Raw genomic sequence first — 21,473 nt, 5'->3', positions numbered from 1 at the left:
ATGAAGCCTTTGTCGGATGGAAGACGCCCCCGCATCCTGTTCGTGGCGATGCATCATTCCGTGCATGCGGCACGTTGGATCGAAGCTCTCCTGGACGCGGGCTTTGACTTGCATTTGTATCCGGTCGACCCTGCTCCTCCACACGCTTACATCCGCGGCCTGACGTTCCACCGACCGACGCCCGCATCGCCTGTTGTCGCCGCACCGTCGGTTTCGATCAGCCGGCGGGCGGTACGCTTTCTTCGGCATGTGCTCAAGGATCCGTTGGACGCGATCCGCCTGCTGCGGGAGAAGCTCGCCCGCCGTGCGGCGCCACCGCCCGCGCCGGAGTCACCGCCGCGGGATGGAAGCCCTCTTCGCGTTCGTCCGGTTCCGTTCGATGGTGACGATCCGCAGGCGCGGGTGCGGCTCGGCCGTCCCGACGAAAGCGAGGAAACCATTATGGCGCTCCATGGCCCGCAGATGCTGGCCGAAGTGATCGCCGATGTGCAGCCGGACCTCATCCACTCCCTGGAATTCCAGCACAACGCCTACCTTGTGCTGGCAGCGCGCGATCTCATGCTTGCGGAAAGTCCATCCCGTGGCTTCCCGCGCTGGCTCGCGACGAACTGGGGCAGTGACATCTATTACTTCGGTCGCGACGAAGCGCATGCGCGTCAAATCCGGCGCGTATGCGAGGCGGTCGACCTTTATTCCTGCGAATGCCGCCGCGATCTCGCGCTCGGACGCAGTTTTGGTTATCAAGGCCCCGAATTGCCAATTCTGGCCAATTCCGGGGGCATCAATGTTGATGCCGCCCAGCGCTTGCGCGACCAAACCCCGCCATCGCAGCGCAAGCTCATCATGGTCAAGGGCTACGATCATTTCGCCGGCCGTGCCATGGTCTCCCTTGCTGTGCTCGAGCGTTTCGCCGACCGCCTGAAAGACTATGAGATCGTCATGTTTTCGGTCGGTGCCCGTCCCCGAGCCCGCGCGCTCGAATTGAAGGCTGCTGGTGTCCTCAACATCCGCGTCATCGATCTCGCCACGCATGACGAGATTTTGGAATGCTTCGGACGCGCCCGAGCTTATTTGGCCGTCAGCATCTCCGATGGAATCTCGACCTCGGTGCTCGAGGCGATGCTGATGGGTGCATTTCCGGTTCAGACCAACACCTCCTGCTGCGAGGAATGGTTCGTGCAGGGTGAGACCGGCTTCTCCGTCTCTCCCGACGATTTCGAAGAGATCTGCGCGCGGTTCGAACGTGCACTGGCGGATGATGCCTTGGTTGACGAGGCGGCGGTACGTAATCTCGAGATCATCCGGTCTCGCCTCGATCAGTCCGTGATGACACCGGCCATCCGAGACTTCTATCGTCAAGCGCTCGGCGTGCCGCTCCGCCGCGATGGGAGTGGACCCCGCTGAAAGTTCTCCAGATCAACGCAAGCGACGTCGTGGGCAGTCGCTTCAACAATTTCGACATTCGCCATCTGCTTGCTGCGGAGGGCATCGAGTCAACGCATCTCGTATGGAGCAAGCTGAGCGACAGCCCCGACTCGCGGCTCTTCTTCGAGGTCCCCGGAGCGCGCCTGGCCAATAGGGTGATCAGTCGGATCGAATCGAGGCTCTCGATCCATTCGCGCCTGCAATGGCAGGCTTACGCGCTGGCATTGTCGGGAGCTTATCGCGAAGCCGATCTGGTCCATTTCCATATCATCCATGACGGTTATTTCAGCCTCGATGCCCTGCCCTGGCTCACGCGCGGCAAGCCGAGCGTGTGGACCTGGCACGACCCCTGGCCCATGACGGGCCATTGCATCTATTCGCTGGAATGTGAGCGGTGGCGGGAAGGATGCGGACAGTGTCCGTCGCTCGATCTTCCCTTCACAATGCGCAAGGACCGTACGGCGGAACAGTTCGCCTGGAAGAAGCGGATCGTCGCCAAAAGCCGCGCGCAGATCGTGGTCGCCTCCCGCTACATGCGCGACATGGCTGCGCAGTCCCCTATCGCCGCGGGGCAAAATATCGAAGTCATTCCCTTCGGGATCGATCTGACACGCTTCCGTCCGGTCGATCCACAGCCGGCGCGGTCCCGTCTGGGCGTCCTGCCGGGCCGGCTGGTACTCGGCGTGCGCGCCTTTGCAGACAGCCCGTTCAAGGGGTTCGAATATGTCGTCGAAGCGCTGCGTCAGCTACCCGACACCGGCATCCCCCTGACCATTCTGACGACCCACGGCAAGGGGCATCTCAACGAGTTCATCGGGCGTCATCAGATCATCGATCTCGGCTGGGTCAATGACGGGGAGTTGATGATGGACGCGTTTGCCGCGACAGACATTTTCCTGATGCCCTCGACGGCCGAAGCCTTCGGCATGATGGCGATCGAGGCCCTCGCCTTCGCCAAGCCGATCATCGTCTTCGAGGGCACTTCGCTGCCCGAGGTCGCCGGAGCACCGGATGTTGCGGTCGCCACCCCGATGCGTGATGTCGCCGCCCTGGCTGCGGCGATTGAGCGTCTCGTGCAGTCTCCCGACGAGCGCCAGCGGCGCGGTGCGGCGGGCAGGCGCTGGGTCGAAGCGCATTACAGCGACATCGATTTCGCGCGCAGGATGTCTGCCCTCTATCGAAAGGTGGTGCAGGGATGACGCGCGAAGCGCCGAGGAAGCGCATCCTTCTCCTGACCGACATTCCCCCATGCAGCAATCTGACTGCGGGGATCGTGACGGCGCAGATGTGTCGCTTCCTTCCGAAGGACGAGCTTGCGATCTTCTGCGTCATGAATCCGCATCTTCGGCCGATGCTCTGCGACGATCTCGCGGGCATCGAGATGAAGACGGTTCGCAAGCCCACCGAACTGCAGCGCCGCGTTCTGCGCGGCATCAGGGTGGGGAGAGCCGGTGCGGCAGCGATCGAGGCGATGAAGCGCATAGCCCTGCCCCGCCGCCTCATCCGCCAGGCGATAGCCTATGGCCGGGCGGTTGGTGCGACTGACCTGTGGGCGATTCTGCAGGGGCAGACGATGGTCCGCATCGCCGCGCCCGTGGCGCGCGGGCTCGGCGTCCCGCTGCGCGTTCACGTATGGGATCCGCTGCGCTGGTGGCTCGACGCCCACGGGGTTGATCCTGTCAATCGCCGGCTCGATCTCGCCCTGTTCGATCGGACTTTACAGCAGGCGGCAAGCTGTGCCGCGGCGTCGATTCCGATGGCGCGGCATTACGAGGAAACCTACGGCGTTCCCTCGACGGCGGTCATCGCCTCGATCGATCCGGCGCTCGCGCAAGCGCCGCCGCCGAAGCTCATCAGCGACGACAGCGTCGTCATCGGCATGGTCGGCCAATTCTATGCCAGCGAGGAATGGGCACAGCTTGTCACGGCCCTCAAAATCGCGAAATGGCGGGTGGGGGAACGTAAAGTCGTTCTGATGACGTTCGGCCATGAGCGGCCACCAAACGACGTTCCTGACGAGCACCTCCGGTTCATGGGGTGGATGGATCAACCTGAGGTGATCCGGACGCTCGCCGAGCATTGCGACATTGCCTATTGTCCGTATCCGTTCGCGGAACGGATGGCGGAGGTCTCACGCCTCAGTTTCCCGTCCAAGGTTCCCACTTATCTCGCGGCGGGGCGGCCGATCCTGTTTCACGGCCCATCCTATTCGGCTCCTTACGCCTATCTGAACGAGCGAGGTGCAGCATATCTCTGCCGCGATCTCTATCCGTCGGCGGTCTATAATGGGCTCGCCCATTTGATCGAGGATAGCACGCTGTACGAGGCGACGGCGCTGGCGGCACGAGGTGCATTTCTCGCCGACTTCACGCTCCCACGGATGGAGCGTGCGGTGCGCAGGTTTCTTGGTTATGAAGGCGGCAAGGCGGGGCAGGCGCATGGATTGGAGGTGGTCTAGTTCAACGACGAGGCCACCGCTGAGGCGACAGCGGCAATTTCCTACCCGTATTGAGGGACCATAGCGGCGAGTTTGCGAAGCCCATGGGCTCGGCACGAAACGCCTCGTATCTGGCTGCAACAGACCTAAGCTGCTTGAGCTTGTTGAGCAGCCGCCGAGCTAAATGGCTATCGAGGCCCCATGTCAAGCTGCACGTCATCAGAGTGGCAATAGCCTTGCCTTCTGATCCAGTTTTGTGGAACTCTTGGCTCTCCGGCAGGTGAAGCTTGAGTTTTTTTAGCATACGACAGCTACGCTTCAGCCTTTAACAACAGGATGCGAGTACTTGTGATGGTATTGCGTCGAATCGCTCGCGACACTGCTCGCCTCTTCCCGCCCCTTCGTCGCCTGCATGATTTTGCGCGGCAGGCCGAGACAGGGAGAATAGCCGCGAGGCGTGAAGCGGACAAACTGGCCGCAGAGCTAAACGCGCTACTTGCGCAATCGGATGCGGAACGGCAGGCGAGCGCGACCGCTCTCGGGGAATTGCGTTCGAAGCAGGATGCACTCGCTTCAAAACCCGAACTCTCGGCAGAAGAAATCAACCGCAACGCGCATTGGCTATATCTCAAGAATCGCAATCAGCTGATCGAGCTGGACTTTCCTGTTACCCCAAAAGTGCGACATGGCCATGGTCAGCCATCTGAGCCGCTTATGCTGGCTCGGCTGAAGGCTTGCTCGGATCATTTCGCATTGCAGATGCGTGCCATGCTGCCCTTGCTGGCTCCGATGCTGACCATCCCGAGCAATGTTGTTGCAGACGCCACGGAGCCGAACTGGATCAATCCGGCTTTCCCGGCTTTGGACGCGATGGCACTCTATGGAATGATAGCGCTGCACAAGCCGCAGCGTCTGATCGAGATCGGTTCGGGCTTCTCTACTAAGTTTGCCAGGCGCGCGATCCGCGACCACCAGCTTGATACAAAGCTGATATCAATTGATCCGGAACCGCGCACTGAAATTGACGCAATCTGTGATGAAGTAATTCGAGAGCCGCTTGAGAAGATTTCTATGGAATTTTTCGAAGGTCTCTCGCCAAATGACATGATATTTTTTGATGGTAGTCACAGATCTTTCCAAAACAGCGATGTAACTGTCTTTTTCAACGAGATCCTTCCTCGCCTCAAGAGTGGGTCGGTTTTCGGAATCCACGATATATTTTTGCCGGACGACTATCCGCCCGCATGGTTGGAATGGTATTTCAACGAGCAATACCTATTGGCATCGTGGCTGCTTGCCGGAGAGAAATTAAAACCTGATTTTGCAGCCTATTTTATTGGGGAGACACCAGAGCTGCACGCGATCTTTTCGCGAATGTGGAACCATCCGAGCCTTGTTGGCGCAAACCACAAGGGGGGCGCCTTTTTCGCGACAATTTCCTGACAAGCGATCAAGCTATCGCTTGTCTTCTGGAAGCCGCGAGAGCTCTCGCGCTTGGCATGTGGAACCAAAAGGGGCCGACCAGCAGAGGTCAATGTGCCAAGTCTAGAGAGAAGGCGCCCCAGAAAGGTGACCGGGTCAGGCTGATAGCGCCATCCTGCGACGGTTAGCCGATCGATTTCGGGAATGAAGGTAGTCCGTCACGTCAGCCCTGCGGATAAACGACGTTGATCCAAAAGACATATCTCGCTGACACCCACAAAGCCTAATGTATGATTTATGGCTGCGGAATTGCAGATTCGCGGCAACGGAACGCTCCGCCTAGGCGGCATCATCCTGCACATCAACAGGTCCATGCCATCTTCTCGCTTGATCGTGTCGGAAACGATTCCGGCAGCGATGACGACTGGCTGTGGATATCGCAGAATTGGCCGCCTGTGATGACAATCGCCGGATTGCCCGATGTCAACTGAGAGACCGCCCATGCGCTCGCCCACCCCACAATCTGGCCGCGCTCACGGAAAGGCGCGAACAAGAGGCAGCTCAGATCGAGCGCTCGCAATAGCCAGAATAGTTAAGACGCGGTTAGCCTCAAATGCTCGCCTTGAGCTTTGAAGCCGCCTCATCCTTCATAGGGGAACGCGCCACCAGACCGCTGCGCCGTCCACGGGCTCCATCGGGGCTTCGATGCCGTGTTGTCCACGAAAATCATGGATGGCCTTGGCGCAGGGCTCGAGCACATAGTCGTCCACAATGACGAAGCCGCCTGGCGATACTTTGTGATAGAGCGCGTTGAGCGCATCCATCGTGCTCTCGTACATGTCGCCGTCGAGTCGCAGCACGGCCAGCCGATCGATCGGCGCGACGGGAAGCGTGTCCTTGAACCACCCCTCAAGGAAGACGACTTGTTCGTCGAGCAACCCGTAACGGCGAAAATTGCTGGAGACAGCCTCACGGGAAATGGCGAGTTGGGCATAGGTGTGGTGAGTGTCGCCAGCATCGGCCGGATTCTGTGCCGCGTCGGGCTCGGGCAGGCCGCGAAAACTATCGGCGACGAAGACCTTGCGGTCCTTTGCGCCGTAAGCCTCGAAAATTCCCTTGGCGTAGATGCAGGCGCCGCCACGCCACACACCGGTTTCGATGAAATCGCCCGGAACGCCTTCTTCCAACGCCCGTGTCGTCAGCATCCGCAAATTGCGCATGCGCGCAGTTCCGATCATCGTGATCGCTTGTTCGGGCCAATCGCGGCCGATGGCGCGAAGCGAGGGGTCGAACTTGCGTTCTGTCCAGGGCGCCTGCGACGCATCCTCAATCAGCAGTCCAGTGAGCGATGCTTCCAGCAAATCGAGGTAGAGTTCCGCGGCGCGCCCATCGCCTCCAAGGCCGGGGCTGCTGCCCTGCAATCGGCGTCCGAGGCGGGCGACGGCCTCCTCCTGACGGGCGCCTACGCCAAGGATTTGGGCCGAGACATTGTCCAGCTTCAGATATGTGGAATCGTGATGGGCGCCGATCCGCTGGAGCACGTGGTTGACTTGGTCTTCCAACGTCGCCTTTGCCGCCAGTCGTTCCGTTAAGACATCACGCTCGCCGGCGGACTTGCGCGCTTCCTCGCGCCAAGTATCGCGCTCCTCAGCGGACTTGCGCGCCTCCTTATGCCAAGCGTCGCGCTCCTCGGCGGACTTGCGTGCTTCCTCGCGCCAGGTATCGCGCTCCTCGGCGAACCTGCGAACTTCGCCGCGCAAACCTGGAATACGGCCCAGCAGACGGGCAGTGAGAGACGATTGCGTCACGTAGATATCCACCACTATGCACTCGACACGTATCGAGATCGAGCGCTCGTACTACCTGCTCCACCGGAAAATGTGAGCCGGTTCGGCATCCATGAAACGGAGAATGTTGTCAATTCTTCGTCGCGAACGCGCGTAGGCGTCAAGCATCGGAGGAGGCGCTCGAATGGAACGAATCTGCAGCAGCGATCTCGACACGGTCCATATCAATTGCAACCAGGACGCCGTTCCGGAAGGGCGAGTGGACGTCGAACATCAATGCGTCGTGCATCCATTGATGCTGCACGTGATTCTCCAACGTTCCGGAAGCACAGGCGGCGGTCACCGAATAGCGCCCCGACGCGAGCGCGGGCAATCGGAACGCGAAGGTCGTCTCAAGTGTCTGGCCGGCACGCGCTGTGATCGGGTTGGCGAGAGTCTTCAGGAAGGTGTTATCGCCGAGGATCGGCTGGCCGAGACGGTCCTTGACGTGGAAACCCACGATCGGCGCTTCGAGATCCTCGATAACGGCGACGTCGATGAGAAGTTGCACATCCTCCCCGCCCTCGATCCAATGCAGCGGTGAACCGTCGGCATGGGTGAGGCTCACGCGCTGGATGCGCGCCTTGCCGCTCCCGAAATCGGCGCTGTCTGCCATGGTGTCGAAGATCGCCGGCCGGTCGGGCTTGGGCGGTTCGGGGAGTGAAGCGCGTTTCGGCTGCGCCTCGGGCGGCGTCTCCTCGCCCGTCGTCGCCGGCGCATCGGCCGGGCGCGTATTCGCCTTGGCGCGCGGTCGCGGGATCGGTTGATCCGACAACCCTTGCGCCTGGCTCATGATGGACGCTGAATAAGCTTCGCAGACATCCTTGGCGGAGCCCTGCATCACCAGGTCGCCCTTGTCGATCCAGATCGCGCTGTCGCACAGGCTCATCACCGCGCCGGTGTCATGGCCGCAGAACAGCACTGTTCCGCGTTCGCGGAACTGCCGCAGCCAGCGCAGACATTTCTGCTGGAAATAGGCGTCGCCGACCGCCAGCGCCTCGTCGATGATCAGTACATCCGCATCGACATGGGCGATCACCGCGAAGGCCAGGCGCATCGCCATGCCGGTCGAATAGGTCTTCACCGGTCTTTCGATGAAGTCGCCGATATCGGCGAAGGCGATGATATCGTCGAACCGGGCCTGCGTTTCCTCGCGGCTCATGCCGAGGATCGAGGCGTTGAGATAGACGTTCTCGCGGCCGGTGAATTCGGGGTTGAAGCCTGATCCCAGTTCCAGCAGCGCAGCGACACGCCCTTTGACGCGTGCTTCGCCCTCGGTGGGGGACAGCGTCCCGCACACGAGCTGCAGCAATGTGGATTTGCCCGACCCGTTGCGGCCGATGATGGCCATGCTGTCGCCGCGGGGAACCTCGAAGCTCAGGGATTTGAGGGCCCAGTGATTGTTATAGTAGTTCTTCTCCGGCCATTTCAGACCGAACGCGCGCAAGGTCGGCGCCAGCGCCCGCCGCAGGCGCGGCATCACGGCCTGGGCGAGCCGGTCGGACGGGCTCTGGTAGATGTGGTAAGCTTTAGCGAGCCGCCTGGCCTCAATCGCGATCTCAGAGGACATCGGCGAAACCCACGCGCAGACGATTGAAGACCCAGAACGCTGCGGGCAGGGTCACCAGCGCTCCCAGCCACAAAAACGCCAGAGCCTGCCAGTCCGGAGCCCGGCCGAACAAGAGCACGTTGCGAGACTCCTCGACCACAATGGTCAACGGATTGAACTGCATCGCCGTCCGGAAGCCGGGAGGAACCGAGGAAATCGGGTAGAAGATCGGCGTCAGGAACATCGAGGCCGTGACGATAAAAGTCACGATCTGTCCGATATCGCGAAGATAGACGCCCAGGGCCGCAAGCACATAGGCCGTCGCGAGCAGCAACAACAAATAGGGGATGATGATCAGGATGAAGAGCGGTGCGGTTACCTCGACGTGGCCGCTGTGTAGGACATGGCCCAGCACGACGATCAGCAGACCGAAGGCTGCGGTGATCAGGGCACCCAACACGACGACGATGGGCAACACGCCGAGCGGGAAGACGACCTTCTTTACATAGCTGCTATGGGCGAGGATCAATCCCGCAGCCCGGTTCAGCGTCTCCGCGAGCATGGAATGCAGCAGAACGCCGACGAGCAATATCAAGGTGAAGTTGGCGTCGGTTCCGTCCGGCCCCGTCCCCCACCGCGTCTGAAACACCGAGGAGAAGACGAAGGTGAAGATCAGCGCGGTCAGGAGCGGAGTCAGAAACGCCCAGCCGACGCCCAATACGCTGCCCCGATAGCGTGCTTCGAAGTCACGCATTGTTAGACGCAGGGTCAGTTCCGTCGTTTGGCGCAGATGATCGCCCCAACTCGTCAACGCTTCAATCCTTGAACTCCAGCCGCACCGGATCGTCGGCCGCGGCGCCCCTTTAGCACCTCGCATCCACGTCCCGCAAACGCGTTCTGTTGCGGTGCGGGTCGGGCGGCTCGACAATCCCGGATCGGTTGAGTAAATCGTGCCTGTCTTTGCGGACTTGTCCGACGTGCTTGCGATGATGGTCAAGACGCTGTTTTCACCGTTTGAGCGGAGATGCTCTTGACCAAAATTCTCATTCTCGGCGCGGCTGGCATGCTCGGCAACGCTGCCTACCGGCTCTTTGCCACCTCGCCGGGCTTCGACGTCGTCGGCACGATCCGTGGCGGTGCGCCGGCCGGACTCGTCTCGCAAGGCGCGACAGCGCGCCTGCTCAGCGATGTCAATGCGACCGATCAGGACCGTCTTATCCGGGTGATGGGCGAGACGCGTCCTGATGTGGTGATCAACTGTGTCGGCGTGGTCAAGCAACTTTCCGCCGCCAAGGATCCGCTTGTCTCCATCACGTTGAATTCGCTGCTGCCACACCGTCTCGCTGAACTCTGCGCAGCGGCGGGCGCGCGCCTCGTGCATGTCTCGACGGACTGCGTTTTCGACGGTCGCAAGGGTGACTACAAGGAGACGGACCCTTCGAACGCCGAAGATCTCTACGGCAAGAGCAAGTTTCTTGGCGAGGTCGACTATCCCAACGCGATCACGCTGCGTACCTCCATCATCGGACATGAGCTCAATTCCGCCCATTCGCTGGTCGATTGGTTCCTGAATCAGCAAGGCCCGGCGGTGAAGGGATACCGCAAGGCGATCTACACCGGCCTGCCGACGGTCGAACTTGCGCGCGTCATTCGCGACGTCGTCATTCCGCGCCCGGAGCTGCGCGGTCTCTGGCATGTTGCAGCCGACAAGATCAACAAATTTGAGCTGCTGAAGCTGGTAGCGCAAGAATACGGAAAGGCGATCGATATCGTCCCCGACGATGCGGTCGCGATCGACCGCTCAATGGACGGCTCGCGCTTCCAGGCGGCGACAGGGTATGTCGCCCCAGCGTGGCCGGAGTTGATTGCCCGCATGCGCGCCGCACGTTGAGCGCACGCCAAGAGAAAGTGACCTGACCCCATGGATATCAAGGGCAAAACTCTGCTCATTACGGGCGGAACCGGATCCTTCGGCAACGTCGTTCTGCGCCGCTTCCTGCGCGAGGGCATCGGCGAGATCCGTGTCTTCAGCCGCGACGAGAAGAAGCAGGAGGACATGCGCCTCGAGCTGAAGAACGATCGGGTCAAGTTCTATATCGGCGACGTGCGCGAGCCCGGCAGCCTGCGCGCGCCGATGCGTGGCGTCGACTTCATCTTCCACGCCGCCGCCCTGAAGCAGGTGCCCTCCTGCGAATTTTACCCGATGGAGGCCGTGCGCACGAATGTCCTCGGCGCGAGCAACGTGCTCGAAGCCGCTATCGACGCCGGTGCCCGGCGTGTCGTCGTGCTTTCCACCGACAAGGCGGTCTATCCGATCAACGCCATGGGCATCAGCAAGGCGATGATGGAGAAGATCACAGTCGCCCGCGCCCGTCTGCTCTCCCAAAGCGATACGACGCTGTGCGCCACGCGCTACGGCAACGTCATGGCTTCGCGTGGTTCGGTGATCCCGCTGTTCGTCTCGCAGGTGAAGGCGGGCCAGCCGATCACCATCACCGATCCCAACATGACGCGCTTCCTGATGTCGCTCGAGGAATCGGTCGATCTCGTCATCTATGCGTATCGCAATGCCGAGCAGGGCGACATCTTCGTCAAGAAGGCGCCCGCCTCGACCATTGGCCATCTCGCCGAGGCGGTGATGCAGATCTTCGACAAGCGGGTTCCGATCAAGGTGATCGGCACCCGCCATGGCGAGAAGCGCTACGAGTCGCTCGTCTCGCGCGAGGAGATGGCGCGCGCTGCCGATCACGGCGGCTATTACCGTGTCCCGCAGGACGACCGTGATCTCAACTACGCCAAATATTTCGTCGAGGGCGAAAGCGCGATTTCGATGGCGGAGGACTACACCTCCGACAACACCGAGATTCTCGACGTTGAGGGAGTGAAGAAGCTGCTTCTCGGCCTCGACTACATCCAGGCTGAGCTGCAAGGCTAGACATGCGCAAAGTAATGTCGATCGTGGGCACCCGCCCCGAGCTCATCAAGATGTGCCGCGTCATCGCCTTGCTCGACGAGCAGACGCAGCACGTCCTTGTCCATACCGGCCAGAATTACGACTATGGCCTCAATCAGGTGTTCTTCGAGGACCTCGACATCCGCAAGCCGGATCATTTCCTCGAGGCGGCGGGGGGCTCAGCGATCGACACCATCGCTGAAGTGCTCAAGCGTTCCGACGCGGTGATGGAGCAGGAGAAGCCCGATGCGATGCTGATCTATGGCGACACCAATTCGGGCTTGGCGGTGATCGCGGCGAAGCGGCGCAAGATTCCGGTCTTCCACATGGAGGCCGGCAATCGCTGCTTCGACCAGCGTGTCCCGGAGGAGCTCAATCGCAAGGTGATCGATCACCTCTCCGACATCAACATGACGCTGACGGAGCATGCCAGGCGTTATCTGCTGGCCGAAGGCCTGCCGCCCGAGCTGACCTTCAACGTCGGCTCGCACATGCATGAGGTGCTCGAGCATTTCCGTCCCCGCTACGAGGCCTCCGACATCCTCGGCCGGCTCGGCCTGACCGAGCGCCAGTTCTTCGTGGTCTCCAGCCATCGCGAGGAAAATGTCGACAGCGAGCGCAATCTCGCCGACCTGCTCGATTCGCTGAAGGGACTGGCCGAGACCTATGATTGGCCGGTGATTGTCTCGACCCATCCGCGCACCCGCAAGCGGCTGGAAGCGCTCGGCGAGACCGAGCTCGATCCGCGCATTCGGTTCCTGCCGCCCTTCGGCTTCCACGACTACATCAAGCTGCAGATGACGGCGGCCTGTGTCGTTTCCGACAGCGGCACCATCACTGAGGAAAGCTCGCTGCTCGGCTTCCCCGCCGTGACCATCCGCCAGGCGCATGAGCGCCCCGAGGGCATGGATGAAGGCACGCTCGTGATGTGTGGGCTCACGCGCGAATCGGTGCTCGACTCGGTCCGATTCGTCATCCGTGCCCATGCCGCCGGGCTCACGCCGCGGCCGGTCGCCGACTATGTCGCCGGCCCCGTGTCGCGCAAGGTCGTCGCCATCGTTCTGAGCTATATCGACTACGTCAACCGCACGGTGTGGCGTAAATCGTGAGGCGAGAGGGCGCGGCATGGCCGGGCTAAAAATTCTGCATGTTGCGCCCCATCTGCGCCAGGGCGGTGCTGAACGGCTGCTGTTCGAGCTCGCCACCCATCCGTCGGACGGCGTAACCCACCATGTCGCGCTCATGCAGGATGAGGTGTTTTTCGATCGGGCCGGCCTGAGCGTCGAAGATCTCGGCTTCGACCTGACACGCCGCTTCGGGGCCTTGACCCATCTGCCGGCGTCGCGTCGAGGGCTGCGCGCTCTGATTGAACGGCTCAAGCCCGATGTCGTGCAGGGCTGGCTCTATTACGGCGCGTTCCTCAGCCTTGCCGTTGCCGCACGCGCGCGGCTCGTCTGGTCGATCCACAACACCACCTTCCCGCGGCTTCTCGCCAACCCTCAGCTGCACCTGGTCGATCGCGTGCTCGCTGCACGCTCGCGCGCGGTACCCGATGCGATCGTCTATTGCGCGGCATCGGCGCGAGCCTTTCATGAGGCGCACGGCTATGCGCCGGAACGCGGCCTCGTCATCGACAACGGTGTCGATCTCACCCGCTTCCGCGCCGACGCGGAGCGACGTGCAACGCGGCGCGCGGCTTTGGGCCTTTCCGACGACGCCTTCGCCGTGCTGTTGAGCGCCCGCAACGATCCGCAGAAGGACTTGCCCAATTGCCTCGACGCTTTCGCGCTGTTCCGGCGCGAGGCACCGGAGGCGCGGCTGCTGCTGGCCGGGCGCGGCATGGATGACTCGGATGCCGGGCTACGCGCCATGATCGCCGCGCGCGGCCTCGGACCCGTAGTCCTGTCACTCGGAGCGGTCGCCGACATGCCGGGCCTGCTCGACGCCGCCGACGCCGTTCTGCTCGGCTCCCGCTATGGCGAGGCCATGCCCATGGCGCTGCTCGAGGCATTGGCGATGGGCAAGCCGATTGCCGCGACCCGTGTCGGCGATGTCGGGCGGTTGCCCTGTCCGCCTGAGGCGCTGGCCCCCCCTGCCGATCCGCAAGCGCTGGCTGCCGCCTTGACGTTCTCGAGCGTGGGAGATCCGCGCTGGACGACGTCTTTCGCCGAAGCCCGCGCACAATACGGGCTCGGCACGATGACGCGGGCCTATGAAGCGCTTTATCGCAGCCTTGCTGAGCAGAGGCGGGCACCATGACGGCGGGACCTCGGCTCGCCGTGGTTACGCCGGTCTTCAACGGCGCCGATTACATCGTCGAGACGGCGCGCTCCGTCGTGGAGCAACTGCAATCCGGCGACCACTACGTGGTGGTCGACGACGGCTCGACCGACGATACGCGGGCTCGCCTCATTGCGGCCGATCTGCCGATCGATCTGGTCGCACAGGCCAATGCCGGCGAGGCACAGGCCGTCAACGCCGGCGTTGCCCGCGCGACCTGCGACATCGTCGGGATCGTCAACGCCGACGATCCGATCCTGCCTGGTCTCCTCGACGCGGTGCGGACCGCCTTTCACGACGACCCGACCCTTGATGCGGTGTATCCCGACTGGCTCAAGATCGATGCGAGGGGGCAGGAACTCGCGAGAATTGCGACGCGCGATTACGACTACGATGTGCTGCTCGGCCAGCATTTCTGCATCCCCGGCCCCGGCGCCTTCTTTCGGGTCAGTGTTCTCGCCGGCGAGCCCGTCCGCGACGCTCGCGCTTCGCTGATCTCCGATTACGATTTCTGGCTGCGCTTCGGCTCGCGCGGCGCCATGGTGAAGCGGCTGCCGCGCGTGCTTGCGACTTGGCGGTTGCATGCCGGTGGCGCGACCCGCCGCGGCCAAGGGCCGCGTCTGGCGCTCCAGAAGATCGAGACGATCAAGCGCCTGCTGGCGCGACCCGACCTTCCCCCACATGTGCGTGCGCTCGGGCCACAGGCGCTCAGCGCCGCCTATTATCATGCTGCGCTCGTCGGCCTTCGCGCGCCCGACACGCCGGCGCTGCGCTACACCCTGCAATCCTATCTGCTGAAACGGCGCTGGGCCGAGCCCGTCGATGCTACCCAGCGTCGCGCGGCAGGCCATCTCGCCTATGCTGCAGCGCAGCCCTTGTCAGGTTGGCTGCACGCGGTCGCGTCGCCCTTGCTGCCTGCTCGCTTCAGCAGGCAAGCGGTCCTCGACCAGACGTTCGGCCTCGATCCCACCGTGCGGAAGGAGGAGACATGACGGTATCGACACCGCAGGTCAGCGTCGTGATCCCGATGTTCAACCGCGCCGCCACCATCCGGCGCGCGGTGGACAGTGCCCTGGCGCAGAGCTTCCGCGACATCGAGGTGATCGTCGTCGACGATGCTTCGAGCGATGCTTCCGTCGCGACGGTCGCGGCGATCGATGATCCGCGCCTGCGGCTGCTGCGCCGCGAGCGCAATGGCGGTGCTTCAGCTGCGCGCAATGCTGGCGTGGCGGCGTCGCGCGGATCGCTGGTCGCCTTCCTTGACTCCGACGACGAATGGTTCCCACGCAAGCTCGAAATCCAGGTTGCGGCGCTCGAGGCCGCGCCGGCCGATGCAGGGGTCTCCTGTACCGGCGTCGAGATGCATCTGCTCGACCACGCGGTCACACGGTTGCAACCGCTCGAGGACAGCCCCGATTGGGCACGGCATCTGGCGATGGATTGCGACCTGAGCCCCGGCACGACGCAGCTCACGCGCCGCGCCGTTTTTGACGCCATTGGTCCGCTCGACGAGACCTTGCCGCGCTTCGAGGATTGGGATTGGTTGATCCGTTACACGCGAACGGGCACGATCGTTGCCGTTCGCGAACCGCTGGCGCGCGTCTATAATCGCCGCGCGCGGCTCGGCGAGGTCGTGGAGCGTTCGGCCGAACTTCTGCTTGCGAAGCATCGCGATGTCTTCGACGCCCTCGCGCCGACGGACCGCCGCAAGGCGGTGGCAGACATCTGGTTGCAGGCGGTTGGCACCTATGCCTTCGAGGGCAAGCTCGGCGCCATCCTGCGTCCGGCCGGCGCGGCCTTCGCGCAACGGCCCGCGCACACGCTTGGCCGCCTCGCCGTCGGAGCCGGCGCGGTCGTGCGCGGGCGGCTGGCGCGTGCCATGAAAGGACGCAGCTGATGATCCTCTACTGCGCCCCGATTTCACCCTTCGCCCGAAAGGTGCGCATGCTGACGCGCCATCTCGGCTTCGAGGAGGATGTCGAGGAGCGTTTCGTCGATACGGGTGCGCCTGACGCCGCCTTCCTCGCTGCCAATCCGCTCGCTAAAATTCCGACGCTGGTCATGCCGCAGGGCGAGGCGCTCTTCGATTCCGCCGTGATAGCCGCCTATCTCGACGCGCGCGCCGGCAGCCCACTCACACCGCAGGGGGACGCCGGCTTCGTCGCGCGAGCCTATGAGGCTTTGGCCGACGGCGTGATGGAGGCGATCGTCCTCGTCGTTTACGAACGGCGCTGGCGCGAAGAAGCAAAGCGCGAGCCGCGCTGGGTAGCGCACCAGCAGGCCAAGATTTCACGCGGCCTGGAGCGCGCCGGCGAGATCGTTGCCCGCCCTGGCCACGGGCTCCAGATCGGTGATTTCGCCCTCGCCTCGGCGCTCGGCTATCTCGACCTGCGCTTCGAGGGCGCTTGGCGCGCGGACTTCCCCGCGCTGACGGGCTGGCTCGACCGTTTCGCGGCTCAGGTCCCCGCTTTCGAGGCGACGCGCTATCGCGATCCTGCCGCAGCCCCGCGCTGACCGGTCTTTGCCTAGACGGTGACCGGGATTACTTGTTTAATTGCTCGGCGACGATGCTTCCGTCGAGATATCTGGGCAGGCCGATGCCTTTCGCTGTAACGGTGGCGGAATAATAGCTGGCGGCTGGATTGACCTGCTTTTGGTTTCTTGATCCGTCAGCCGGGCAGGGATGCCGGAGCAGCATTGCTCTGGGATTGTCATCTGCGCGATAAGCCAAATGTTCGGCCTGGCTGCGCCGGTGCTACGGGGTCTGCATGAGCTTCCGCAACATCCATGACCACGGTCTCGTCCGGATCGCCTGCGCCGCGCCGCGGCTGAAGGTGGCCGATCCGGCCTTCAACGTGGCCGAGACGATCGCGATGCTGCGGCGGGCGGACGAGAGCGGGGCGTCGCTGACCCTGTTCCCGGAGCTCGGCATCAGCGCCTATGCCATCGACGATCTGCTGCAGCAGAATGCGTTGCTCGATGCCGTGCGCGAGGCCTTGGGCCTCCTCGTCGAGGAGAGCCGCGCGCTGCGCGGCGTCGCGGTGGTCGGCGCGCCGCTGCGGGTCGAGGGGCGGCTGTTCAATTGCGCCGTCGCGATCCATCGCGGGCGCATCCTCGCCGCCGTGCCCAAGACCTATTTGCCGAACTATCGCGAGTTCTACGAGCGCCGGCAGTTTGCCTCGGGCGAGCGGGCGGGCGCGCTCTATGTCGATCTCTGCGGCCAGGAGGTGCCCTTCGGCACGGATATTCTGCTGGCCGCAGCCGATATCCCGGATTTCGTCGTCCATATGGAGATCTGCGAGGACGTCTGGACGCCGATTCCGCCCTCGTCCTTTGCGGCGCTCGCTGGCGCGACCGTGCTGCTCAACCTCTCGGCGTCCAACGTCACCATCGGCAAGTCGGACTGGCGCCATGCGCTCTGCAAGGCTCATTCCGGCCGGTGCATCGCGGCCTATGCCTATTCCGCCGCCGGCACCGGCGAATCGACCACCGACCTCGCCTGGGACGGGCAGGCGATGATCTACGAGAACGGTGCGCTGCTGGCCGAGGCCGAGCGTTTCGCCGCCGAGCCGCAGCTCATCCTCGCCGATGTCGATCTCGAACGGCTGGCGATGGACCGCATCCGCCAGAACACCTTCGGCGACAGCGCCGATGTGAACCGGATCGATATCGGCCATCCCTTCGCGCAAGGGCAGCCGGTCTACGACATCACCTTCGAGAATGTGCAGGCCGGTGCGCGCACCTCCGTGCTCTTCCGCCTCGCCAACCGGCACAATGCGCTGGTGATGGACACCGGCGACCTCTCGGAGCTGGCGCTCGGCTGGTGCACCTATGGCATCGGCGATCACATGTCGCATTACAACGTCAACGGCTCGGTGCCGAGACGATCTGTTCCTCCGGATAGATGTACTCGCCACGCCGTACCGGCCGCAGCGTGTATGTCACCGGATAACCTGTCTTCGGCGACAGAAAGTCCGTGCTACCGGAAAAGTCGGTACCTATGACTGGCTTACCGTGGAGCATCGTTTCGACCATGCCGAGACCGAACCCTTCGGAACGGTGCAGCGAGATACAGCAGTCACAACTGGCGATCAGCGACATAACCTCGGCTTGCGACATGTTGGTCTCAACCACAACGATACGCGGATCGCGCCGCGCGATGCTGGCGATGACCGCCCGGACCTCGCGAAACTGGCTTTGCGATCCGGTCGATTTGATTATCAGGCCAACTCGTTCGTCTCCCTTAGGGAAGGCTGCCTGGAAGGCGCGCAGCACGCCAAGGGGGTTCTTACGTGACGGAAAGGAAAAATAATCGAAAGTAAACAGGAAATAAAACGTCCTGTCGCGAAGGCCAAGCGCCGCCCGATTCAGCGAGGCGGCGGCATGTGCTTCGACGCAGGGGGGAATGATCGTGATGGCGCGCGGAAATATCTGGCGAAAGGCCTCGGCCACGACATTGTTCGGTACCCAAATCTCGTCGATGCCCTCAAGCAATGCCCGCCACTGCTCCGGTGCATGCGGCAGTTCCCAATAGGTTCGCAGAATGTTGTAGCTTGCCACCATGCGGTCTGCACCGAGCGTGCGCAGGACGAGTGGTAACTGATCGGTCGCAGTCTCAATGACGTTGATCTGATAGCGCCCGTTTAGGTCGTAACGTTCTGGTCGGAACGTTCCTATAAAACGTGACTCTACGTTCACGTTGAAAGGAAAACCGCGAAAGGAACATCCGTTTCGGCGGTAGAATTGATCAACCCTCTTAGCGAGACGCCAAGACCAAGTCCCGCCTCAATGTACCCGACGAACAAGACGCCCGGCTTCAGCGGGGCATTCTCTTCAATAATTGTTGCCGGTACTACGTGTCGCTCCCGGTAAGGCGCACGGCGGGAATGGATGGACGACAAAAGCCGGTGCTTGATCATCCGACCCAGGCGGTAGCCCAGAACCGTCGTCGCGGTGACTAGGCCTTCATGGCGAGTAATGTCGGGGAGGTCGCTATAAAATTGCTCCGTCCGACGCCACCATAAGATCACGGTGTTCCGCCAGGTCATTCAAGTCTCCAAAGCGAGCTCATTGCTCCGGCCGATTATCACGCCGTAGCTGCTCACGAAACCGGTGGCGGCTGAGACCGCTGATGCTCGCGTCGCTTAGGCTTGATAGTTCTGCAAGGTGTATTTCTACTGGCTCAGCGAAGTCAGGAGCCACCGATAGTAGCGCTTCCACTGTTCATTGCGTTTCAGCTTCAAATATGGCTCTATGTCCTTGCTACCAGCAGAATATAACGCCCATAGTCACCCTTCGCCAGCTTCTCTCCAAGCGCGGCGAGTTGTTCGGCTGAGATCCACCCCTGGCGATAGGCGATCTCCTCCGGGCAGGCGATGCGTAGGCCCTGCCGGCTCTCCAGCGTGCGGACGAACTCGCCCGCCTCGAGCATGCTGTCGGGCGTGCCGGTGTCGAGCCAGGCGAAGCCGCGCCCCATCGATTCCACCGAAAGTTCGCCGCGCTCCAGATAGATCCGGTTGATGTCGGTGATCTCGAGCTCGCCACGCGGGGAGGGCTTCAACGACCTGGCGATCTCGACGACCTGCGCGTCGTAGAAATACAGGCCCGTCACCGCCCAATGCGACTTGGGGTTCTGCGGCTTCTCCTCGATCGAGATCGCCTTGCCGTTCGCGTCGAACTCGACCACGCCGTAACGCTCCGGATCGCGCACGTGATAGGCGAAGACGGTCGCGCCCTTGGTCCGCTCCTTCGCGCGCGCCATCATCTCCGGCAGAGTGTGGCCATAGTAGAGATTGTCGCCGAGGATCAGCACCGAGGCTTCGCCGGCGACGAATTCCGCCCCGATCAGATAGGCCTGCGCCAGCCCGCCCGGATGCGGCTGCTCCGCGTAAGAAAGGCTCATGCCCCAGTCGGAACCGTCGCCGAGCAGGCGCTTGAAGTTCGGCAGGTCGTGCGGGGTCGAGATGATCAGCACCTCGCGGATGCCAGCGAGCATCAGCGTCGACAGCGGATAATAGATCATCGGCTTGTCGTAGACCGGCAGAAGCTGCTTCGACATCGCCAGCGTCATCGGATGCAGCCGCGTGCCGGAGCCGCCGGCGAGGATGATGCCCTTCATGTGTCTATCCCTGGTCCTCGAGGAGCCTCTCGACGCAAGCCGGGAGCGAAGCGCGCCACGCGGGAAGCGCAACGCCGTGTCGCGCGGCGAGCTTGCTGCAGTCGAGCCGCGAATTGGCCGGCCGTCGCGCCGGCGTCGGGTAGTCCGCGGTCGCGATGCGCTTCACCGCGACCGGCCTCCCGCCAAGGCGCTCGCGTTCAGCGAAGATCGCCTCGGCAACGTCGGCCCAGACGGCCTTGCCTGAGGCGCTCATATGGAAGACGCCCCGCAGCGTATCGTCCTGGGGGCGGGCGACAAGATTGCGCGCCACGGCGAAGACGGCATCGGCGATGTCGAGCGCGCTGGTCGGACAACCCTGCTGATCGGCGACGACGCCGACCTCGTCACGCGTCTCGGCGAGACGCAGCATGGTCCTGACGAAATTCTTGCCGAAGGGGCTGTAGATCCAGGCCGTGCGCAGCACGGCATGGTTCGCCGTGGCAGTGGCGACCGCCTGTTCACCGGCGAGCTTGCTCGCGCCATAGGCCGAGATCGGCCCGGTCGCGTCATCCTCGCGATAGGGCCGGCCGAGTGTTCCGTCGAAGACGTAGTCGGTCGAGAGCTGGATGACGGGAATGCCGAGGATGGCGGCCGCGCGCGCCGCTTCGCCGGCCGCCCCCCCGTTGATGCGCATGGCGAGATCGGGTTCGCTCTCGGCCTGATCCACGGCCGTATAGGCCGCCGCATTGACGATGACGCCGGGCCTGGCCGCGCGCAAAGCCGGCGCGATCGTCCGGTGATCGGCGAGATCGAGTTCCGGGCGGCGGAGCGCAATGACCTCGACGCCCGCCGGCACGCGCTCCAGCATGGCGCGGACGACCTGGCCGGTCCAGCCGGTGACGGCGATGCGCAGGCCCATCAGTCGAAATACCGCAACATCTCGGCCAGGCGCGGATGCTTGCGGTCCTTGTCGGAGAGGGTGAGTTTGTCGGCCGGCAGGCGCCAGTCGATGCCCAGCGCCGGGTCGTCGAAGGCAAGGCCATGGTCGTTATCGGGCGCATAGGGCGCCGTGACCTTGTAGAGCACCTCGGTATCCGGCTCGAGCGTGACGAAGCCATGGGCGAATCCGACCGGCACCAGGAGCTGTTTCCAGTTCTCGGCCGAGAGCTCGACCGCGACATGCCGGCCGAAGGTCGGGGAGGAGGCCCGGATGTCGACCGCGACGTCGAGGATGCGCCCGCGCGTCACGCGCACCAGCTTGTCCTGCGCGAAGGGCGGCGACTGGAAATGCAAACCGCGCAGCGTGCCGACCGGTGCCGACAGCGACTGATTGTCCTGGACGAAATCGAGATCGAGCCCGGCCTCGACGAAGGCCTTGCGGCTCCAAATTTCCGAGAAGAAGCCGCGATGGTCGCCGAATTTCTGCGGCGTGACGATCTTGACGGCAGGGATCGCCGTGTCCTCGACGCTCAGCATCGCTTCCG

The 21,473-nt window shown here is 62.9% G+C and carries 19 protein-coding genes and 1 pseudogene; 12 read left to right on the top strand and 8 right to left on the bottom strand.

What is annotated here, in order from left to right; genetic code table 11:
* The 4 genes from FQV39_RS16365 (at window position 1) to FQV39_RS16350 (ending at window position 5,305) form a co-directional block, all read left to right on the top strand.
* Window positions 1-1,404 (top strand): glycosyltransferase, encoded by a 1,404-nt coding sequence (locus tag FQV39_RS16365; protein ID WP_187639951.1) that lies wholly within the window; start codon window positions 1-3, stop codon window positions 1,402-1,404.
* A 29-nt stretch (window positions 1,405-1,433) separates the two neighbouring features.
* Window positions 1,434-2,624, top strand: coding sequence for a glycosyltransferase (locus FQV39_RS16360; RefSeq protein ID WP_248313035.1), 1,191 nt, complete (start codon window positions 1,434-1,436; stop codon window positions 2,622-2,624).
* Entirely contained in the window at window positions 2,621-3,883 is a 1,263-nt protein-coding gene (locus tag FQV39_RS16355) for a glycosyltransferase family protein (protein WP_149131249.1), read from the top strand. Before FQV39_RS16360 ends, FQV39_RS16355 begins: the two co-directional genes overlap by 4 nt.
* Window positions 3,884-4,213: 330 nt before the next feature.
* Complete coding sequence (locus tag FQV39_RS16350) at window positions 4,214-5,305, top strand: class I SAM-dependent methyltransferase (RefSeq protein ID WP_248313420.1); 1,092 nt, start codon at window positions 4,214-4,216, stop codon at window positions 5,303-5,305.
* Window positions 5,306-5,931: 626 nt separating this feature from the next.
* On the opposite strand, the gene FQV39_RS16345 is transcribed toward FQV39_RS16350, so the two are convergent.
* The 3 genes from FQV39_RS16345 to FQV39_RS16335 all read right to left on the bottom strand — a co-directional run bounded on the left by FQV39_RS16345 (window position 5,932) and on the right by FQV39_RS16335 (window position 9,656).
* Window positions 5,932-7,107 (bottom strand): TylF/MycF family methyltransferase, encoded by a 1,176-nt coding sequence (locus FQV39_RS16345; RefSeq protein ID WP_248313034.1) that lies wholly within the window; start codon window positions 7,105-7,107, stop codon window positions 5,932-5,934.
* A gap of 124 nt (window positions 7,108-7,231) precedes the next feature.
* Entirely contained in the window at window positions 7,232-8,680 is a 1,449-nt protein-coding gene (locus FQV39_RS16340; RefSeq protein WP_149131247.1) for an ABC transporter ATP-binding protein, read from the bottom strand.
* Entirely contained in the window at window positions 8,670-9,656 is a 987-nt protein-coding gene (locus FQV39_RS16335; protein WP_149131246.1) for an ABC transporter permease, read from the bottom strand. Before FQV39_RS16335 ends, FQV39_RS16340 begins: the two co-directional genes overlap by 11 nt.
* Before the next feature lie 33 nt (window positions 9,657-9,689).
* On the opposite strand from FQV39_RS16335, the gene FQV39_RS16330 reads away from it, so the two are divergent.
* The 8 genes and pseudogenes from FQV39_RS16330 to FQV39_RS16295 all read left to right on the top strand — a co-directional run.
* Window positions 9,690-10,550 carry a dTDP-4-dehydrorhamnose reductase family protein gene (locus FQV39_RS16330; RefSeq protein WP_472840595.1) on the top strand — a complete coding sequence of 287 codons (861 nt, stop codon included), beginning with the start codon at window positions 9,690-9,692 and terminating at the stop codon, window positions 10,548-10,550.
* A 30-nt stretch (window positions 10,551-10,580) separates the two neighbouring features.
* The gene (locus FQV39_RS16325) at window positions 10,581-11,594 is read left to right on the top strand and encodes a polysaccharide biosynthesis protein (RefSeq protein ID WP_149131244.1); all 1,014 of its coding nucleotides are present in this window, start codon (window positions 10,581-10,583) and stop codon (window positions 11,592-11,594) included.
* A gap of 2 nt (window positions 11,595-11,596) precedes the next feature.
* Window positions 11,597-12,721, top strand: coding sequence for a non-hydrolyzing UDP-N-acetylglucosamine 2-epimerase (gene wecB, locus FQV39_RS16320; RefSeq protein WP_149131243.1), 1,125 nt, complete (start codon window positions 11,597-11,599; stop codon window positions 12,719-12,721).
* Between the two features lie 16 nt (window positions 12,722-12,737).
* Complete coding sequence (locus tag FQV39_RS16315; protein ID WP_149131242.1) at window positions 12,738-13,871, top strand: glycosyltransferase; 1,134 nt, start codon at window positions 12,738-12,740, stop codon at window positions 13,869-13,871.
* Window positions 13,868-14,884 (top strand): glycosyltransferase, encoded by a 1,017-nt coding sequence (locus FQV39_RS16310; RefSeq protein ID WP_149131241.1) that lies wholly within the window; start codon window positions 13,868-13,870, stop codon window positions 14,882-14,884. Before FQV39_RS16315 ends, FQV39_RS16310 begins: the two co-directional genes overlap by 4 nt.
* Entirely contained in the window at window positions 14,881-15,789 is a 909-nt protein-coding gene (locus FQV39_RS16305) for a glycosyltransferase family 2 protein (protein ID WP_149131240.1), read from the top strand. The genes FQV39_RS16310 and FQV39_RS16305 overlap by 4 nt, the downstream gene beginning before the upstream one ends.
* Window positions 15,789-16,406 carry a glutathione S-transferase gene (locus FQV39_RS16300; protein WP_149131239.1) on the top strand — a complete coding sequence of 206 codons (618 nt, stop codon included), beginning with the start codon at window positions 15,789-15,791 and terminating at the stop codon, window positions 16,404-16,406. Before FQV39_RS16305 ends, FQV39_RS16300 begins: the two co-directional genes overlap by 1 nt.
* Window positions 16,407-16,660: 254 nt before the next feature.
* A pseudogene (locus FQV39_RS16295) lies at window positions 16,661-17,776 on the top strand (nitrilase-related carbon-nitrogen hydrolase); the annotation flags it as partial.
* On the opposite strand, the gene FQV39_RS33745 reads toward FQV39_RS16295, so the two are convergent.
* From FQV39_RS33745 to rfbC, 5 genes are all read right to left on the bottom strand, one after another.
* Window positions 17,757-18,455 (bottom strand): glycosyltransferase, encoded by a 699-nt coding sequence (locus tag FQV39_RS33745; protein WP_149131238.1) that lies wholly within the window; start codon window positions 18,453-18,455, stop codon window positions 17,757-17,759. The pseudogene FQV39_RS16295 and the gene FQV39_RS33745 overlap by 20 nt on opposite strands.
* 131 nt (window positions 18,456-18,586) lie before the next feature.
* A complete protein-coding gene (locus FQV39_RS16285; protein WP_149131237.1) occupies window positions 18,587-18,940 on the bottom strand; it encodes a hypothetical protein in 354 nt (117 codons plus the stop codon).
* A 203-nt stretch (window positions 18,941-19,143) separates the two neighbouring features.
* On the bottom strand, window positions 19,144-20,010 hold the full coding sequence (gene rfbA / locus FQV39_RS16280; protein ID WP_149131236.1) for a glucose-1-phosphate thymidylyltransferase RfbA: 867 nt from the start codon (window positions 20,008-20,010) through the stop codon (window positions 19,144-19,146).
* 4 nt (window positions 20,011-20,014) lie between these two features.
* Window positions 20,015-20,908, bottom strand: coding sequence for a dTDP-4-dehydrorhamnose reductase (gene rfbD / locus FQV39_RS16275; protein ID WP_149131235.1), 894 nt, complete (start codon window positions 20,906-20,908; stop codon window positions 20,015-20,017).
* On the bottom strand, window positions 20,908-21,465 hold the full coding sequence (gene rfbC, locus FQV39_RS16270) for a dTDP-4-dehydrorhamnose 3,5-epimerase (protein ID WP_149131234.1): 558 nt from the start codon (window positions 21,463-21,465) through the stop codon (window positions 20,908-20,910). The genes rfbD and rfbC overlap by 1 nt, the downstream gene beginning before the upstream one ends.
* Between the last annotated feature and the right edge of the window lie 8 nt (window positions 21,466-21,473).

This window comes from Bosea sp. F3-2 (genome assembly GCF_008253865.1).
GTDB lineage: Bacteria > Pseudomonadota > Alphaproteobacteria > Rhizobiales > Beijerinckiaceae > Allobosea.
This window is presented reverse-complemented; position numbering and strand designations above follow the sequence as displayed.

Excerpts from the sequence above, each read along its gene's own strand:
- wecB (WP_149131243.1), top strand. The coding sequence starts at position 11,597 with ATGCGCAAAGTAATGTCGATCGTGGGCACCCGCCCCGAGCTCATCAAG.
- FQV39_RS16310 (WP_149131241.1), top strand. The coding sequence starts at position 13,868 with ATGACGGCGGGACCTCGGCTCGCCGTGGTTACGCCGGTCTTCAACGGC.
- FQV39_RS16355 (WP_149131249.1), top strand. The coding sequence starts at position 2,621 with ATGACGCGCGAAGCGCCGAGGAAGCGCATCCTTCTCCTGACCGACATT.
- FQV39_RS33745 (WP_149131238.1), bottom strand. The coding sequence starts at position 18,455 with ATGGTGGCAAGCTACAACATTCTGCGAACCTATTGGGAACTGCCGCAT.
- rfbA (WP_149131236.1), bottom strand. The coding sequence starts at position 20,010 with ATGAAGGGCATCATCCTCGCCGGCGGCTCCGGCACGCGGCTGCATCCG.
- FQV39_RS16305 (WP_149131240.1), top strand. The coding sequence starts at position 14,881 with ATGACGGTATCGACACCGCAGGTCAGCGTCGTGATCCCGATGTTCAAC.
- FQV39_RS16350 (WP_248313420.1), top strand. The coding sequence starts at position 4,214 with ATGGTATTGCGTCGAATCGCTCGCGACACTGCTCGCCTCTTCCCGCCC.
- FQV39_RS16285 (WP_149131237.1), bottom strand. The coding sequence starts at position 18,940 with ATGACCTGGCGGAACACCGTGATCTTATGGTGGCGTCGGACGGAGCAA.
- FQV39_RS16315 (WP_149131242.1), top strand. The coding sequence starts at position 12,738 with ATGGCCGGGCTAAAAATTCTGCATGTTGCGCCCCATCTGCGCCAGGGC.
- rfbC (WP_149131234.1), bottom strand. The coding sequence starts at position 21,465 with ATGCTGAGCGTCGAGGACACGGCGATCCCTGCCGTCAAGATCGTCACG.
- FQV39_RS16325 (WP_149131244.1), top strand. The coding sequence starts at position 10,581 with ATGGATATCAAGGGCAAAACTCTGCTCATTACGGGCGGAACCGGATCC.
- rfbD (WP_149131235.1), bottom strand. The coding sequence starts at position 20,908 with ATGGGCCTGCGCATCGCCGTCACCGGCTGGACCGGCCAGGTCGTCCGC.
- FQV39_RS16300 (WP_149131239.1), top strand. The coding sequence starts at position 15,789 with ATGATCCTCTACTGCGCCCCGATTTCACCCTTCGCCCGAAAGGTGCGC.
- FQV39_RS16365 (WP_187639951.1), top strand. The coding sequence starts at position 1 with ATGAAGCCTTTGTCGGATGGAAGACGCCCCCGCATCCTGTTCGTGGCG.
- FQV39_RS16340 (WP_149131247.1), bottom strand. The coding sequence starts at position 8,680 with ATGTCCTCTGAGATCGCGATTGAGGCCAGGCGGCTCGCTAAAGCTTAC.